The 16,401-nt window shown below is 40.8% G+C and carries 14 protein-coding genes, 1 tRNA gene and 1 rRNA gene; 2 read left to right on the top strand and 14 right to left on the bottom strand.

Annotated features, from left to right (window positions below; all coding sequences use genetic code 11):
- Nucleotides 1–111: 111 nt before the first annotated feature.
- Nucleotides 112–813, bottom strand: coding sequence for a 23S rRNA pseudouridine(2604) synthase RluF (gene rluF, locus H9647_RS25195; RefSeq protein ID WP_191805170.1), 702 nt, complete (start codon nt 811–813; stop codon nt 112–114).
- 52 nt (nt 814–865) lie between these two features.
- On the bottom strand, nt 866–3,151 hold the full coding sequence (locus H9647_RS25190) for an ATP-binding protein (protein WP_191805168.1): 2,286 nt from the start codon (nt 3,149–3,151) through the stop codon (nt 866–868).
- A gap of 354 nt (nt 3,152–3,505) precedes the next feature.
- Here H9647_RS25190 and tadA point away from each other — a divergent pair, with 354 nt between their 5' ends.
- The gene (tadA, locus tag H9647_RS25185) at nt 3,506–4,024 is read left to right on the top strand and encodes a tRNA adenosine(34) deaminase TadA (RefSeq protein WP_191805166.1); all 519 of its coding nucleotides are present in this window, start codon (nt 3,506–3,508) and stop codon (nt 4,022–4,024) included.
- Nucleotides 4,025–4,129: 105 nt separating this feature from the next.
- Here the strand turns inward: tadA and H9647_RS25180 are convergent, their stop codons facing one another.
- The 9 genes from H9647_RS25180 to guaB all read right to left on the bottom strand — a co-directional run bounded on the left by H9647_RS25180 (nt 4,130) and on the right by guaB (nt 12,531).
- Nucleotides 4,130–5,209, bottom strand: a complete 1,080-nt coding sequence (locus H9647_RS25180; RefSeq protein ID WP_191805164.1) for a hypothetical protein — start codon at nt 5,207–5,209, stop codon at nt 4,130–4,132.
- 182 nt (nt 5,210–5,391) lie between these two features.
- Complete coding sequence (locus H9647_RS25175; RefSeq protein ID WP_191805161.1) at nt 5,392–5,541, bottom strand: small acid-soluble spore protein P; 150 nt, start codon at nt 5,539–5,541, stop codon at nt 5,392–5,394.
- Nucleotides 5,542–5,553: 12 nt separating this feature from the next.
- Entirely contained in the window at nt 5,554–5,895 is a 342-nt protein-coding gene (locus H9647_RS25170) for a hypothetical protein (protein WP_191805159.1), read from the bottom strand.
- Between the two features lie 157 nt (nt 5,896–6,052).
- Nucleotides 6,053–6,141: transfer RNA gene (locus tag H9647_RS25165), tRNA-Ser, on the bottom strand.
- A gap of 97 nt (nt 6,142–6,238) precedes the next feature.
- Nucleotides 6,239–7,519 carry a serine--tRNA ligase gene (gene serS, locus H9647_RS25160; RefSeq protein ID WP_191805157.1) on the bottom strand — a complete coding sequence of 427 codons (1,281 nt, stop codon included), beginning with the start codon at nt 7,517–7,519 and terminating at the stop codon, nt 6,239–6,241.
- A 133-nt stretch (nt 7,520–7,652) separates the two neighbouring features.
- Nucleotides 7,653–8,237, bottom strand: coding sequence for a pyridoxal 5'-phosphate synthase glutaminase subunit PdxT (pdxT, locus tag H9647_RS25155; protein WP_318245370.1), 585 nt, complete (start codon nt 8,235–8,237; stop codon nt 7,653–7,655).
- An 18-nt stretch (nt 8,238–8,255) separates the two neighbouring features.
- The gene (gene pdxS, locus H9647_RS25150; protein ID WP_191805153.1) at nt 8,256–9,137 is read right to left on the bottom strand and encodes a pyridoxal 5'-phosphate synthase lyase subunit PdxS; all 882 of its coding nucleotides are present in this window, start codon (nt 9,135–9,137) and stop codon (nt 8,256–8,258) included.
- A 213-nt stretch (nt 9,138–9,350) separates the two neighbouring features.
- Nucleotides 9,351–10,670, bottom strand: a complete 1,320-nt coding sequence (locus tag H9647_RS25145) for a D-alanyl-D-alanine carboxypeptidase family protein (RefSeq protein ID WP_191805172.1) — start codon at nt 10,668–10,670, stop codon at nt 9,351–9,353.
- 403 nt (nt 10,671–11,073) lie between these two features.
- Nucleotides 11,074–12,531 carry an IMP dehydrogenase gene (guaB, locus tag H9647_RS25140; protein WP_191805151.1) on the bottom strand — a complete coding sequence of 486 codons (1,458 nt, stop codon included), beginning with the start codon at nt 12,529–12,531 and terminating at the stop codon, nt 11,074–11,076.
- 455 nt (nt 12,532–12,986) lie between these two features.
- On the opposite strand from guaB, the gene H9647_RS25135 reads away from it, so the two are divergent.
- Nucleotides 12,987–13,778, top strand: a complete 792-nt coding sequence (locus H9647_RS25135) for a MurR/RpiR family transcriptional regulator (RefSeq protein WP_191805149.1) — start codon at nt 12,987–12,989, stop codon at nt 13,776–13,778.
- A 53-nt stretch (nt 13,779–13,831) separates the two neighbouring features.
- Here the strand turns inward: H9647_RS25135 and H9647_RS25130 are convergent, their stop codons facing one another.
- The 3 genes from H9647_RS25130 to rrf all read right to left on the bottom strand — a co-directional run.
- Nucleotides 13,832–14,548, bottom strand: a complete 717-nt coding sequence (locus tag H9647_RS25130; RefSeq protein WP_191805147.1) for an N-acetylmannosamine-6-phosphate 2-epimerase — start codon at nt 14,546–14,548, stop codon at nt 13,832–13,834.
- 7 nt (nt 14,549–14,555) lie between these two features.
- The gene (gene ptsG / locus H9647_RS25125) at nt 14,556–16,130 is read right to left on the bottom strand and encodes a glucose-specific PTS transporter subunit IIBC (RefSeq protein ID WP_191805145.1); all 1,575 of its coding nucleotides are present in this window, start codon (nt 16,128–16,130) and stop codon (nt 14,556–14,558) included.
- 197 nt (nt 16,131–16,327) lie between these two features.
- Nucleotides 16,328–16,401, bottom strand: a 5S ribosomal RNA gene (gene rrf, locus H9647_RS26385); the annotation flags it as partial.

Genomic DNA, 16,401 nt, shown 5'->3' with positions numbered 1-16,401 from the left:
GACTTTTCTAGAAAGAAAATAGAAAAACCCCGAATGGTAGTCACTTTTTAAGTGTCTACCATTCGGGGTTCAGTTCAGCTGTGCCCTGGGCATAGCTTCTTTTTCATATTACTAAAGCAGATTATAGTTCAGCAGACGCCCAAGTTCGGTCTTCTCATCTGGCGTTAAATCGCGCCAAGAGCCTTTCTTCATAGAGCCAAGCTGAATATTCATAATTCGAATCCTTTGTAGATGTTGCACTTCGTAACCAAAAGCACTACACATCCGCCGAATCTGACGATTCTTTCCTTCCGTCAGTATGATGCGGAAGGTACGCTCTGAGATACGTGTAACCGTACATGGAAGAGTTTTCTCTCCGAGAATTTTAACACCAGTAGACATTCCTCTTATGAACGATTCGGTTATCGGCCGATTTACAGTTACAATGTATTCTTTCTCATGTCTGCCTTCGGATCGTAAGATCTTGTTTACTATATCTCCGTCATTCGTTAGCAGGATTAATCCTTCGGAGTCCTTATCTAGTCTGCCAATTGGAAATATTCTTTCCTTATGACCTACAAAATCAACGATATTTCCTTCTATATGCTGTTCGGTAGTACTTGTAATTCCAACCGGCTTGTTAAGGGCAATATAGACTGTATTCTTCTTTTCCTTCAGTGGCTTGCCGTCAACCAGTACCTCATCGCCCTCTTCCGCTTGGCTTCCTAAGACTGCAACGGCCCCATTAATCGTTACTCTCCCACTGTCTACAAGCTTATCTGCTTCCCGGCGAGAGCAATATCCGGTTTCACTTATAAATTTATTTATCCGCAATTGGACCACACACCTTACTTTCATATATTTTATTTATTATTTCTTCTTGCATTTATTTAAATTTCCTTTGATTTAAAGCTGGCATTAGAATTGTAACTGTGGTTCCTTCACCTTGTATACTATCAATCTCCATTGTTCCTTTATGCGCTTGAATGATACGCTGACTTACCATTAGACCTAGACCCGTACCTGATTCTTTACTTGTGAAGAAAGGTTCACCCAGCTTAGGCAGTAAATCCTCAGGAACCCCTTCGCCTTCATCTTGAATTACAATCTCAGCTTTCTGTTCAGAAGTCACTCTAATTCGAATCTTTATTTCCCCACCATCCGGCATCGCTTCCATCGCATTTTTAAGAAGGTTGATAAATACTTGTTTCAACTGATTCTCTCCGCAGTGAACAATGGTGGGAACATCTGCATCCAGTAAGAATTCGATACCAAGCATATGTGCTTGGCTGTCTAGAAGAGAGATAACATCACCCATAATAAAACGGATATCCTTAGGAGTAAAATTAGTAGCCTGCGGCTTAGCTAAAATAAGAAACTCTCCTACAATTAGATTAATTCGATCCAGTTCAGATAACATCAAATCAATATGACGAGGATTCATTTTCTGGGTCTGCTGTTGAAGTTGGATAAAACCTCTCAACGTCGTAAGCGGGTTTCTAATTTCATGAGCAACCCCAGCAGCAAGCTGACCTACGGTTGTAAGCTTCTCAGAGCGACGCAGGAGCTCTTCCATTCGCTTACGACCCGTTATATCTCTTGAAATACTAATATAACCCGTAATTTGCCCCTCATCATCTCTAATAGGCGCTGTACTGACACTAACTTCGATTCGGCTGCCGTCTTTTGCATAACGATAAGATTCATTCGAAGGGATGGTTAGCCCGCTACGCAGCTTCTTACGTTGCTCCTGTTCTTCTTCCATTAATTCTTCAGGAATATTACTAAGGGGCTGACCGATGACTTCTCTACCTAACCAGCCATACATTTGTTCAAAAGCACGATTGACTTGAATGATATTTCCTTTTTCATCCATAATATGAATGGAATCAGCTGTCTGATTGATGACAGACTCCAAATGTTCTTTTACCGCTCTGTTTTCTTCATACATTTGCTTCAATCGGCTTGTATAGTGTCCGAGATTCCGAATCATTGCATTGATACCATTAGATAGTTGTCCAAGTTCATCGTTGCGCTTTAATTTCAGATCATAATTAAAATGACCGTCTCCCACTTCATTCACTTTAGATAGAATGGTCTGTATTGGTTTCGTATAGGCAGAAGCAAACAAATAACTCCCAAAAATGACGATTTCCATCAGTACAAGGGATACCGCAATATGACTCGTTAGCTGCTCTGACATTACACTTTCTATCTCATGGTAATCGGTCACAATACTAATCACATATTTCTGTCCTACAGAGTTCGTAATGGGAATCATATTTTTTAATACTTTTTTACCATCCACTACAGAGGTATAAGACACATTATTTCCGGTTTCAATTGCTTTATTAACTGCTTTTTTATCCCTTTTAATTTCTCCATATCGATATTCCCCAAAAAAAATAGGTTTATTAATATATTTAGGGTAGAGTTCATCTGTTCCATCTTCCGCCATAGTCGGTTGTCCGAACGTAGCAGGATTAATACCAGCAATGGAAAGAATCGATGAACTTACATCTTGGAATTTTTTAATATTCCCTTCCGGGTTGAAAAAGAGAACATAATCCTCTATCTCCTCTGAGTTCATGAATGGATTGATAATATAGTTTCTTTCCCCATCATGATAATAACCCCATATGTTTACATTACCGGGGTCTGATGTTGCATATTCAAATCCATTTGACCAATAATGATCATATTTTATCCCTTGGGGGATAGTCGCTTGATTCTCTGCAAAAAGCTGTTTAAATGCTTTGTACCAAAATGTCATTTTCCTTGTAGACAACCCAAGTTCATTAGGATCTGAGGACTTCGTTACAATAATATCATCTTCCGTTTGAATCATTAGGGAAATAGCAGATACCCCTATCTCTTTACTTAGTTCTTCTAACTGCTCATTCGTTATCTTATCAATATCCGGGTCCAAACTTTTAGCTGCATACTTCGCAGAGAGCCACAAATTTTTGGCCACCTGCTTCTTAACGACATCTGCATTGTCTTGATTCTGCTCCATGGCCAGTGCAATTTGCTTTGCTGCAGACACAATTCGCTTTTCACTATCCTGCAACAAATTTTCCTGGGTCGTGTAATAACTGAGCGCAATGTTGAGTCCAAGTAAAATTAATAACGAGAACGACATCACTAAAGACAATTTAATTTTAATGGACAATCTCCAGCTCACCTCTTGGCTCGTATCCTGGCGAAAAGTGACTATATGTACGACTTTCTAGGGATTTATGTATAAGAACATCATACCTTCTTACAAGTTATTTGAAAAGGAACGACTGCATACGTAATTAGGCAACAGCGGAATAATTGTAGAACGAAATTGATATATCGACAAGTATTGAATAAAATAAAGAAGTCATACACAAAGTTGTTAACAAATCCACAAGCCTTTGGATAATATGTGTACAAGTCTGTGTAAAACTAGATAGTTATCCACAAACTTATACACAACATGTTAACAACCCGAATATTTGTTCGTTGGATAAATGCTCGTTAGAAGGGATGTACTACGTTTATGGGACAGGACCAACCAAAAATTCATACTGAGGATGAATCCTTATATACAGATGAATATTGGATGAATGAGGCTATCAAAGAAGCACGGAAGGCAGAAGCGCTTGGAGAAGTGCCGATCGGTGCGATCATCGTCAAAGATAATCAAATTATCGGAAGAGGGCACAACCTCCGCGAAGTTAATTATGATGCAACTGCTCATGCTGAGATTTTAGCGATCAAAGAAGCAAGTGCTCATTTGCAAGCTTGGCGCCTACTTGGCTGCAAATTATATGTTACACTCGAACCTTGCCCAATGTGCGCAGGGGCTATAGTCCAATCCAGAGTCCCTCACGTCATATTTGGCACAACCGATCCGAAAGCAGGCTGCGCTGGAACGCTTATGAATTTGTTGCAAGAATCTAGATTCAATCATCAAACCGAAGTTACAAGCGGAGTCCTGCAGGAAACCTGCGCTTCCTTACTTACTTCCTTCTTTAGACGTTTAAGACAAAAACATAGCACTAAAGAAGAATCATAAACGACTGCACATGGTATAAGGACTTAGATCCTAGTTAAGTTGAAAAGTAAAAAAAGGCCAACCGAAGAATCCATATCCCTCAGTTAGCCTTTTTTTCTTCTTTACTTAGTAACTGTACGCTTCGCTTAATAATTCCTGGAATTGTTCTATCGTTACAACATCATCCCCCGCAGGGATGCCAATTTGGAATTTTTGAGTTTTATTAATGTCTTTATAGTGTTGAGTGATGGTCATGTCTAAATTCACTGTCTCACTTGTATCTGGATCATTAATGATAACGTCAACGTTTCCTTCTTGGTAAGCTGGAATTCCCTCTTTATTGATGGCAGTATTCATAGTAAACGTATTAATCGTTAAGTGGTTTTTCAGATCTTCGAGATTGGCAGCCATTTCGCTCTCGTCCGTACTGTTTAGTTCTTCCTTCATTTCGGCTATCTGTTCGTCCGTGATTTGGAGCATTTCTTTATATTCCGCTTTACTCATAATATCAATTACTTTAGGCATAACTTTGTTCAATAGAATGGTAATTGCTTCTTTGGCATTCTCATTTGTTACTTGGAACTGAACAAGCTGCTTAGCATCGACATCGTCAGGAACAGAGAACTCTTCTTTTTCAATACTCTTAAAATAGGTGTCCTGATCATATTCGGAAAATACCGCGTCTGTCACTTCATTGGAGAACTGCTGAGATTTAGTTAGATCCATAGTTGCTGGGCTCCATGTTACTCCCTCTTCTTCAGCCAGTTTCTTCATATCGATCTCAATGTATTTATTTACTAGTGTTTCTGGGATTCCAAGCATAGGGATATTAGGCACTTTAATGTACATCTTATCTGTTGTCATAACTACAGGAATGTTGTATGCAACCTCCATATCACCTTTTAGCTTAATACCAATTGTGAACTCGCTTTGCATCGGGTCATTCTGGAACACCCCATCTACACTTAGCTCTGCATCTTTAAGCATGGCAAGGACCATTCCCATTTCAGGAAGTTCATCCGACTGGCTCATGGATAAGTTATTAATCACTACTTTGCTTGTAAGGGCAAACGAAGTCATCTCCGTCGCTTTAGCTGTAGCATCTCTCACTGCTTCCTTTGGTTCTTGCTTAGCTCCACAACCTGCTAGTACGACGATTGCCGCCAGCATCATTGTTAACAAGACTCTTGTATAACTCTTGTTCATGATTGCTCCCCTCTCGTCATTCATCCTTTTCATAAACACCTTTAGAATGATATCTCATTTCTATGATAAGATAAACACTTTTGGTGATATTTGGGCCATAAAATTTATAAAATGATTTGTACAAAGAAAAAGGGTCTCCCTCTTCTGAGGGGGACCCTTCGTAATGATGGATATAAAATTAATTAACCTTCTGGATTATTATGATCTACGTGATTACGGTTCTTGACCTTCTTGGACCCGGAAAGAGGCTCTGGACCAGAGGAATGATCCTTTTTATGTCTTACACCAGCTGGCTGTGCTTCCGGTACAGGAATCGCTTTCGGCTTACTCATTAGATCCTCTCCTTAAGGGTTTGTTAAATGCTGCACCGCTTGTGCACACTCGTGGATATGACGCATATAATCATGCGTTAGCTGCTGAATGGTATCCGTACGTTCATCAACATGCCGTCCATCTTTCTCTACATCCACCAAATCGACTTTGACTTCACGGTTATCTACATATGCGCATTTGAAATCAAAAGAGTACATCTGGTGCCCTGCGGTATCGATATGAATGCGAATGGTGTGCTGATCTGCTTCATCAGGGTTTACCTGTGCCTGGTCACCTTTATTCAGCACATTCGGCAAACTCTCATTCCAAGCATGAACAAGCGCAGTTTGATCGATATTAAAAATTTCACTCATTAGTAACACCTCCACACCTTTTAACGTGTGATTTTCGCCGCTTTTTTATGCATTCTCTGCACTGTTCATTCTTGTCTTCCCGCACCTATCCTTTTGAAGAAAAACCAAAAAAGCCATTCTCCTTAAATAAGGAAAATGGCTTGTCATTTATTTGTTATGGCGGAGAGGGTGGGATTCGAACCCACGTGAGCTTGCACTCTAACGGTTTTCAAGACCGCCCCGTTATGACCGCTTCGGTACCTCTCCAGGATAAAATAATTTTATTAACGTTTCTAAACACTTAACGTTCAACAAAAATTATTTTATCATAGATTGTCCACATATGCAACTATTATTTAAAAAATTATTTTGGGGAAATAACTTCCACGCCACCCATGTAAGGAACGAGCACTTTCGGAATCTTCACACTACCGTCTTCTTGTTGATAATTCTCAAGAATAGCAGCAACTGTTCTTCCTACAGCAAGTCCTGAACCATTCAATGTATGCAAATATTCAGGTTTTGCTTTCGCTTCACGGCGGAAACGAATATTGGCACGTCTTGCTTGGAAATCTTCACAATTTGAGCATGAAGATATTTCACGGTACATCCCGCTCTCAGGCAGCCACACTTCCAGGTCATACGTCTTCGCTGAAGTAAAGCCCATATCTGCAGTACAGAGTGCCATAACTCGATACGGAAGCTCCAGAAGCTCTAAAACGCGTTCTGCATTCTTAGTCATCGATTCAAGTTCGTCATAAGACTGTTCCGGCAACGTGAATTTTAGCATCTCCACTTTATTAAATTGATGCTGGCGAATCAGACCACGGGTATCACGACCTGCTGACCCTGCTTCAGAACGGAAACAAGAGCTATACGCTACAAATTTCTGTGGTAACTGCTCGGCATCAATAATTTCTTCGCGGTGATAGTTCGTCACAGGAACCTCTGCTGTAGGAATCAGGTAATACTCTGTGTCTTTAATTTTGAAGAGATCTTCTTCAAACTTAGGAAGCTGCCCTGTTCCATAGAGGCTGTCTTTGTTAACAATCATCGGAGGAAGAATCTCTTCATACCCATGATGATCACTATGCAAATCCATCATAAAGCTGATTAACGCCCGTTCAAGACGTGCTCCAAGCCCTCTATAGAATGTAAATCTCGATCCTGTAACCTTAGCTGCTGCTTCAAAATCAAGAATCCCCAGATCTTGCGCTATATCCCAGTGTGCTTTCGGTGTGAAAGTAAATTCACGTGGTTCAGACCAGCGGCGGATCTCTACATTATCATCCTCAGAAGCGCCTACAGGTACACTCTCATGAGGGATATTAGGAATAGCCATCGTCAGTTCATTAATTTTCGCTTCAAGCTCACGGATTTCTTCGTCCATTTGCTTGATATTATCTGACACTTGGCGCATTTCAGCGATTAACTCATCCGCATCTTCTTTATTTTTCTTGCGTTTAGCAACCTCACCAGATACCGTATTTCTCCGATTCTTCAATGTTTCTACTTCTTGAAGAAGTTCACGGCGACGTACATCAAGCTTTGGAAAATCTGCAATTAAATCTACGGATTTACCACGGCGCTTGAGTGCCTCCTCTACTCTGCCAAAATCATTACGCAATATTTTAATATCTAACACGTAAATTTCCCTCCTAAAAAAATAATCTTGACCTGCGACCAGAGAAAAGACTCCACCCTTATACGAGCTTTAGCGGCCTGCATAAGGGAAAGTCTTCAAATATCACGAGAGTCAAGATCGTTATATTGTTATCTTATCTCAAGGATTTCAAGCTGCTTTCCACCATTTTCACGAAATATTGATGCAACCGGTAGTCATCAGTAAGCTCTGGATGAAAAGAAGAAACTAATAGATGACCTTCACGAGCGGTTACAATCTCATCATGATAGGTGGAGAGAACTTCGACACCCTCACCAACAGACTCGATAAGCGGAGCACGAATGAAAACTGCACGCACAGGTTCATCGATGCCGACCACTTCTAAATCTGTTTCAAAGCTCTCACGCTGGCGTCCAAACGCGTTACGAGAAACGGTTATGTTCATTAAGCAAAGATGAGCATCATCTTGCCCAGATATTTGCTTTGCCATAACGATAAGACCTGCACAAGTACCAAAGATAGGTTTTCCCTCTTCAGAGAACTGCCTAATTGCCTCCATAAAACCATACTTACGCATTAGCTTCCCAATCGTAGTGCTCTCCCCGCCTGGAATGATTAAACCATCCAGTTCGTGAAGTTGCTCTACTCTCTTCACTGCTATGCCTTCTGCTCCAGCAAGCTCCGTACTGCGAATATGTTCAGCAACAGCACCTTGTAGTGCTAATACCCCTATTTTCACTCTAGACATCCTTCTCTCTTACCAGCCACGATTCGACATGCGCTCTGCTGGGGACAATGAAGAGATTTCAATCCCTTTCATCGGTGCACCCAAGTTTTTAGAGACTTCCGCAATCAGCTTATAATCAGTGTAATGAGTCGTAGCTTCTACAATGGCACGAGCAAATTTCTCAGGACTATCCGATTTAAAAATACCAGAGCCTACAAATACGCCATCTGCACCAAGATGCATCATCAAAGCAGCATCAGCTGGAGTAGCAACACCACCTGCTGCAAAGTTTACAACAGGAAGTTTCCCGTTCTCATGTACATCAAGCAAAAGATCATAAGCCACACCCAAATTTTTAGCTTCAGCATACAGCTCGTCCTTGGACATATTCTGAACTTTACGGATTTGGCTGTTAATGAAACGCATGTGACGTACCGCTTCAACTATGTTACCTGTTCCTGGTTCACCTTTGGTACGGATCATCGAAGCACCTTCACCGATCCGGCGAAGTGCTTCACCTAAATCTTTGGCTCCGCACACAAACGGTACAGTAAATTCATGTTTATCAATATGGAAAACTTCATCTGCTGGAGTTAATACTTCACTTTCATCAAGGTAGTCAACACCTAAGGATTCGAGCACTTTCGCTTCAACAAAATGACCGATACGAGCCTTCGCCATAACTGGGATTGATACGACTTTCATCACTTCTTCTACAATCGTTGGATCAGCCATACGAGCTACGCCGCCAGCTGCACGAATATCAGATGGTACACGTTCAAGAGCCATAACTGCTGTGGCACCTGCTGCTTCAGCAATTTTAGCCTGTTCTGCATTCATAACGTCCATGATGACGCCGCCTTTTTGCATTTCTGCCATTCCTCTTTTAACGCGTGATGTGCCCGTTTCCATGTTTAAGCCCCCCGTATTATATCTGCAGTTTTTCCAAATCAACGCCCTTTTAAAAGGTAATATCCTATAGAAAAAGACTTGTACCTATCAAAAGTTTCCAATTTGAATTCTAACTTGATATTTTACCGTATGAATCCTGATTATACAACTATTTTACTAAATACAGGTTATTAGAAAGTTGTCCCACAGAACTAAAATAAATACTGCTTTTAATTAGAACAGGTTTTTAATACTATCAAACATGTCACCAAAGAAATCGCCAATCCCACGGAACATAAGACGGAACCATCCAGCCTTTTCAACTTTTTCGGAAGTAACAAGGTTCACTGTTTGTTCCTGCACTTCATCCATACCTTCTACTTTATAGGTGTAGGTGATCGTGCCTGCTTTAGTACCTGCTTCTATTGGAGCTTCAAGCGCTTCACCTTCAAAATTAGTTGTGAATTCAGGTTCAATTGTTTCTGTACCTTTAGGAACGATAAAGTTAACCGCTTCTTCGGTTACAACGGGTACAGTTGATTCTTTACCTTTGGATACAGGTGCTGTTTCTGCACCGGTTACCGTTGTCTTACCTGCAACTACTTGCTTAACTTCAAAGTTATTATAACCGTAGTCGAGTACCTTTTTCGTTTCTGTGAAACGGCCCGGCTCTGTTTCAGCGCCCATTACAACACTGATTAGACGCATTCCGTCACGTTCCGCAGTCCCGGCAAAACAGTAACCTGCAGCTGTTGTATGCCCCGTCTTCATACCGTCAAGGCCTTCATACGCATACTTTTTGAAGTTAGTAATATTTTTGTTCGCTTCAAGCATCCAGTTCCAGTTGATAATTTTATCTTTTCCGCGGAAATCATAAGATTGAAGTGATGTAAATTCAGCAAAGTCAGGATGATCCTGAACAATATATCTAGTCAAAGTAGCGACATCTTTCGCCGTCATTACCGTCTCGCGGTCTTCCTCAGGACGGAATTCTTCCGGCATATCATCACGATTGAGACCGGTTGAGTTAATAAAGTGTGTATCGGTCATCCCCATACGCTGGGCTTCTTCATTCATCAGTTTTACAAACTCTTCTTCAGAATTTGCTACATATTCTGCAAGAGCTACGGTTGCATCGTTCGCAGAGCCAATGGCCATGGCAATATACAGTTCTCTAACAGTATGTTGATCGCCTTCAGCCAAGTAAATACGAGAACCCACACTTTGGGCTGCATTCTTCCCAACCGTTACGATGTCATCCCAAGAAATTTCGCCTTGTTTTACTTTTTCAGTGACAATATACTCGGTCATCATCTTCGTCATACTTGCTGGAGCGTACGCTTGATCTGCATTGACTGACAAGAGAATTTCACCAGTTGATGCTTCCATTAGAACTGCTGACTTTACGTTTAATCCGAGTGTATCTGGCGAAGGTACTTTGGCAGTGGTTGATGTTGCCGCAGCACTTGTCGTTGCAGCCGTTGCTACCTGAGTCACTTGCTCGGCCGATACCGCGGCCGGAATAACCGACATACATAACATATTCATAACCATTAATGTAGCAACGCGTTTCTTAAACTTTGATCTCTCGCTTTGTTCTGAGCGAATTAATGAATGGCTGTATTTCTTTTTCAATGGAATAAATCCTCCTCTAATCTTTCACAATGCCTCTATAGGCAATAATGGCAATCTGTTCGTTTGTAAATGTTGAGCATAGTCGAAATAGTTAACAAGGACCGAAAGAAGAACCCCATTGAATCAGAGAATAACTGATTTATATGTAATGTCTCTACTAAAACAGATAGAGATCATTTTGTTCATGTTTTCATAAGGTTCGTATGTTTGCTTGTATACTTATACAAGTCCTGTTTCATTTTAACACACGATATTCCGCAAAAAAAGACAGGCAAAGTGAATTTCACCTTGCCTGCCTGCTATATGATCAAAAATCATTGTCTTACAATGTATAGTTTGGCGCTTCTTTTGTAATTTGAACATCATGTGGATGGCTTTCGCGAAGTCCTGCACTCGTAATTCGAATAAACTGAGTATCGTTACGAAGTTCATCGATCGTCGCTGTACCGCAATATCCCATACCAGAGCGAAGCCCACCGATCAGCTGATGAATAGTCGCACTAAGTGGACCTTTATAAGCAACGCGTCCTTCAATACCTTCAGGAACAAGTTTCTTATCATCATCTTGGAAGTAACGATCTTTACTACCCATTTTCATTGCGCTGATGGATCCCATACCGCGATATCCTTTAAAGCGGCGACCTTGATAAATTTCAAATTCGCCTGGGCTTTCCTCTGTACCAGCGAGCAGGCTTCCAAGCATAACTGCATGAGCTCCCGCTGCAAGTGCTTTTGTAATTTCACCAGAATACTTGATTCCGCCATCAGCAATGACAGGAATATTGTATTCACGAGCTACATTTGCACAATCATAAACTGCGGTTACTTGAGGTACACCAATACCAGCAACAACACGAGTTGTACAGATGGATCCAGGACCAATACCTACTTTAATAACGGATGCCCCTGCTTCAATCAGATCACGCGTTGCTTCACCCGTAGCGACGTTACCCGCAATGATTGTTAGACTTGGATATAGTTCACGAAGTTTACGAACCGAGTCAAGGATGTTTTTACTGTGACCGTGTGCGGAATCGATCGAGATCAGATCCACACCTGCTTTTACCAATGCTTCTGTACGCTCGTACAAGTCACTGGATACACCAACAGCCGCACCAACAACCAATCTTCCTTGACTGTCTTTTGCAGCATTCGGGAATTGGATTGCTTTTTCAATGTCTTTAATGGTAATAAGACCTTTTAAAGTGTTCGACTCATCAACAAGCGGAAGCTTCTCAATTTTATGTTTTTGTAAGATCTCTTGAGCTTGTACAAGCGTAGTACCTACAGGTGCTGTCACCAGATTCTCACTTGTCATCACTTCGGAGATTTTAATGTCAAAGTTTTTAATAAAACGTAAATCACGGTTGGTTAGAATTCCGACCAATTTCTGTGCTTCATCAACGATTGGCACACCGGAAATGCGATATTTCGCCATAACATTCTCTGCATCAGATACTAAATGATCTTTAGTCAATGAGAAAGGATTCGTAATTACGCCGCTTTCCGAACGTTTTACACGATCTACTTCTTCAGCTTGCTGTTCAACCGGCATATTTTTATGAATGATACCGATACCGCCTTCTCTTGCGATCGCAATCGCCAGAGGTGCTTCTGTAACAGTATCCATCGCAGCACTGATCAGTGGAATATTAAGCTTCACGTTATCACTTAAACGAACAGAAACATCAACTTCCTTGGGAAGTACCTCAGACTTACGGGGTACTAACAAAACATCATCAAATGTTAAACCTTCTTTACCAAACTTATCTCCCCACACTACGATGTTCCTCCTTTTATTATATATAGACTGAAGACCCTTAAATGAAAGCATTTATGGATCTAATGAACATTTTCTGAAAATATATTATTGCAATCTTAGCAAAGGCCCATTTGCACTGTCAAGGAAAAGTAACCTGCTGTGAAAGAGTGTATCGCTGTAGAAAAACAACTGTTTGTCCCTGACGGACATTTCTGGTTAACTGCTTGCTTTCTTAGCTATAGATCTCACGAAATAAAGCCTATACTGGTAAATATAAATTCTCGAATTGCATTAGTTTTGTCCTATTGTCTCCTCTTCTTACTTTTGAATGCTCTTATATGGATTAATTTCTTAGGTAAGATGAGAATCTTTCCTATTTGTACTTTTCATCATTCGGCAGTAGACTACTATATAATAATCTTTTTCCTAGCTAAATTATGAACGGAATGAGGTCGAATACGATGTCGTCTAGTATGATCGATAAGCTACAAATTGAATATCAACGTTTTTCAGCAAAAGAAAAAGAAATTGCCGATTATGTCATGCGTAATCAGGCATCTATTATGAATATAAATATCCGTGATTTGGCTGCAAATACATACACCTCTACCTCGACCATCACACGATTCTGTCGAAAAGTAGGTTGTGCAACTTTCGTTGATTTCAAAATTCTTCTCAATCGTGAGGTTCAGCAGCCTCGTCCGGAAACTCGTTTTTTTCCTAAAACCCAACAAGCCTATAATGACATTATTAATGCTACGGCTGAAATGCTGGATACGGAACAGATTGAACAAGTTGTGACTTTAATAAAGAAATCACGCCGAATCTATGTTTATGGTCTAGGAAGCTCCGGATTATCTGCTCTGGAGTTTAAATACCGTCTAACTCGGATGAATATCATCATTGATGCTGTAACCGATTCACATATGATGATTATGAGTGCTTCTCTGTTAGGACAGGATGATCTAGTGATTGGGATTTCCAATTCTGGAAGAACGATTGAAGTCAGTGATGCACTGGATGCTGCTAAGAAACGCGGAGCCAAAGTGGTTGGCATTACTAATTTTGATCATACTCCTCTTTCGGAGATATCTGATATATGCCTTTTCACCCCTGATATCGATCGCACAGGAGATGTCCACTTTATTAATAGCCAGCTCGCCATCATCTATATCCTGGATGTGATTTCCCTACTCTTACTTGAGGATGGATCTTTATTTGAAGCTCGTCAGAATACACTTAAAGCTTTGTATCATCGGGAATAAAAATCAGGCCAAAGCTTTTTTAGCTTTGGCCTGATCATTTATATCGTAATTCGTTACTTCGTAGCAGGTGCTACTTTACTTATTCCAGAGATCGCAGCAGCGAATCGCTCAGTAATTTGCTGAGGTCGAGTAATTGCTCCTCCTACAACGACACAGTATACTCCTACTTCTAGACAACGGGCTGCCATCTCTGGTGTCATCACATTTCCTTCTGCAACAACGGGTGTATGAACACTAGCGATAATTTCTTTTAGTACTGCAAAATCCTCATCATATAATTTCATGTGGGATGTTTCTTCTGTGTATCCTACTAGCGTAGTAGAGATAAGATCAAAGCCTAGCTTTTCAGCATTTATAGCTTCTTCTGTTGAAGAAATATCCGCCATAAGTAAAACATCTGGATATTTACTGCGGATTTCTTTTACAAATGCCTCTAATGTTTTTCCATCTGGGCGGGCTCTTACAGTTGCATCAACTGCAATGATTTCAGCGCCTACAGCTGCAAGCTCATCTACTTCCTGAATCGTTGGTGTAATAAATACTGGATTCGTTCCATAATTTCTTTTTACAATTCCGATGACCGGCAGATCTACCTGCTGTTTAATCTCCTTGACGTCAGCAGCTGTATTCGCACGTATTCCAATTGCACCACCTTGTTTTGCCGCGATCGCCAATCTCCCCATGATAAATGAGCTATGTAAAGGCTCATGCTCGAGTGCTTGGCATGATACAATAAGTCCACCTTGAATTCCTAACGTATTTAGTTCCATTTTTTCATCACTCCGTTTCCATATATTCTTCAATTTCATTCTTAATAATCGTAACCTGAGGTCCGTATATGACTTGAACACCATTTCCTACTTTAACTACCGCAGTAGCTCCTGTCTCTTTAAGCATTTTCTCATCTACTTTATCCATATCCAGAACAGATACGCGAAGTCTTGTTGCACAGCAATCTACTTCTTTAATATTATCCTTACCGCCAAGTCCGTTAAGAATAGCGATCGAACGTTCATTTCCGGTTTTTGCATTTTCCTTTTTTGGCTTAGCATCTGTAGAAAATTCTACTTTATCAGTGTCTGTCTCGTCTTCCCGGCCCATAGTCTTCAGTTTCAATTTAACTATTAGAACTCGGAACGTGAAGTAGTAAAGGAAGAACCAGACCACCCCGATGATCGGAACAAGTATCCAGTTTGTCTTAGCATTACCTTGCAGTACTCCAAAGAGAATGAAGTCAATTAAGCCACCAGAGAACGTTTGTCCGATTGTAATCTCAAAGATATGTGAAAGCATAAAAGCAAAACCATCAAATATAGCATGAACGACATACAGTACCGGAGCTACAAAAAGAAACGAGAACTCTAAAGGTTCTGTAATTCCTGTAAGAAATGATGTCAAAGCAGCCGATAACATCAATCCGCCAACTACTTTTTTTCGTTCCGGCCGTGCCGTATGATAAATAGCTAAAGCAGCACCGAGTAATCCAAACATCATCGTAATAAAACGTCCGGACATAAATCTTGATGTACCAGAGAAAAATTTCTCTGTTGCTGGGTCACCCAGCTGAGCAAAAAATATATTTTGTGTACCTTCGTAGACTGTACCTGCAACATCTACCGTGCCGCCAAGTCCTGTCTGCCAGAAAGGAAGATAGAATATATGATGCAGACCCAGTGGTCCAAGCATTCTTAACAAAAATCCGTAAAATAAGGTACCAACATATCCTGTTTTATCTACCAGACTGCCAAGTTGAGAAATCCCCAGCTGAACAGTTGGCCATATCAGGAATAATATAATACCGATGAAGATGGCCGCAAAAGAAGAAACAATAGGAATGAACCGAGAGCCCCCAAAGAAACCAAGAAAAGCAGGAAGTTCAATCTTGTTGTACTTATTGTGCAGCATGGAAGTAACCAGTCCAACTATGATCCCTCCTAATACACCCGTCTGAAGCGTTTGTATTCCTAAGACCATTCCTTGCCCGACGGAGGCTAATTGATCTTCTGCTAACTGATCCGTATTAATCAGCATAGCATTAATCGAAGCATTCATTACCAAGTATGCCAGTCCCGCTGCAAGTCCAGCAGTCCCTTTGTCTGCACGAGCCAGACCGACGGCTACCCCAATTGCAAATATAAGAGCGAGGTTATCGAATACAATGCTTCCTGCACTGCTCATAACGGTAAAAATCTGCTGGAGCCATTCCACTTGCAAGAATGGGTAAGTTGCTACTGTATTTGCATTAGATAAAGCACCGCCAATACCTAATAACAAACCAGCTGCAGGTAGAACTGCGATAGGGAGCATAAAAGACTTACCAAACTTTTGAGCTTTCTCGAAGTATTGTTTCACCTGGATGACCACTCCTCAATAATCGTTTTCATGTTCATAATAGTAATGAAAACAGTTTTCGTCAATGATTATTTTAATCGCTTTCATAAAACGAGTCATTCCGCATTGGTTATTATAAACTTTATCTTCATCTATTTTCTTCATGGAAACACAAAAAAAACCGTCGCTGACGTATTGTCAACAACGGTTTTCTATTTGCTTGGCGACGTCCTACTCTCCCAGGACCCTGCGGTCCAAGTACCATCGGCGCTGGAGGGCTTAACGGTCGTGT

The organism is Paenibacillus gallinarum (assembly GCF_014836635.1).
Taxonomy (GTDB): domain Bacteria; phylum Bacillota; class Bacilli; order Paenibacillales; family Paenibacillaceae; genus Paenibacillus; species Paenibacillus gallinarum.
Note: the sequence above shows the minus strand (reverse complement) of the source record. Positions and strands in the feature narration are given on the sequence as shown.

Coding starts and splice junctions, on each gene's coding strand:
- tadA (WP_191805166.1), top strand. CDS start 3,506: ATGGGACAGGACCAACCAAAAATTCATACTGAGGATGAATCCTTATAT.
- H9647_RS25180 (WP_191805164.1), bottom strand. CDS start 5,209: ATGAACAAGAGTTATACAAGAGTCTTGTTAACAATGATGCTGGCGGCA.
- H9647_RS25175 (WP_191805161.1), bottom strand. CDS start 5,541: ATGAGTAAGCCGAAAGCGATTCCTGTACCGGAAGCACAGCCAGCTGGT.
- H9647_RS25170 (WP_191805159.1), bottom strand. CDS start 5,895: ATGAGTGAAATTTTTAATATCGATCAAACTGCGCTTGTTCATGCTTGG.
- pdxS (WP_191805153.1), bottom strand. CDS start 9,137: ATGGAAACGGGCACATCACGCGTTAAAAGAGGAATGGCAGAAATGCAA.
- H9647_RS25145 (WP_191805172.1), bottom strand. CDS start 10,670: ATGGTTATGAATATGTTATGTATGTCGGTTATTCCGGCCGCGGTATCG.
- H9647_RS25135 (WP_191805149.1), top strand. CDS start 12,987: ATGATCGATAAGCTACAAATTGAATATCAACGTTTTTCAGCAAAAGAA.
- H9647_RS25130 (WP_191805147.1), bottom strand. CDS start 14,548: ATGGAACTAAATACGTTAGGAATTCAAGGTGGACTTATTGTATCATGC.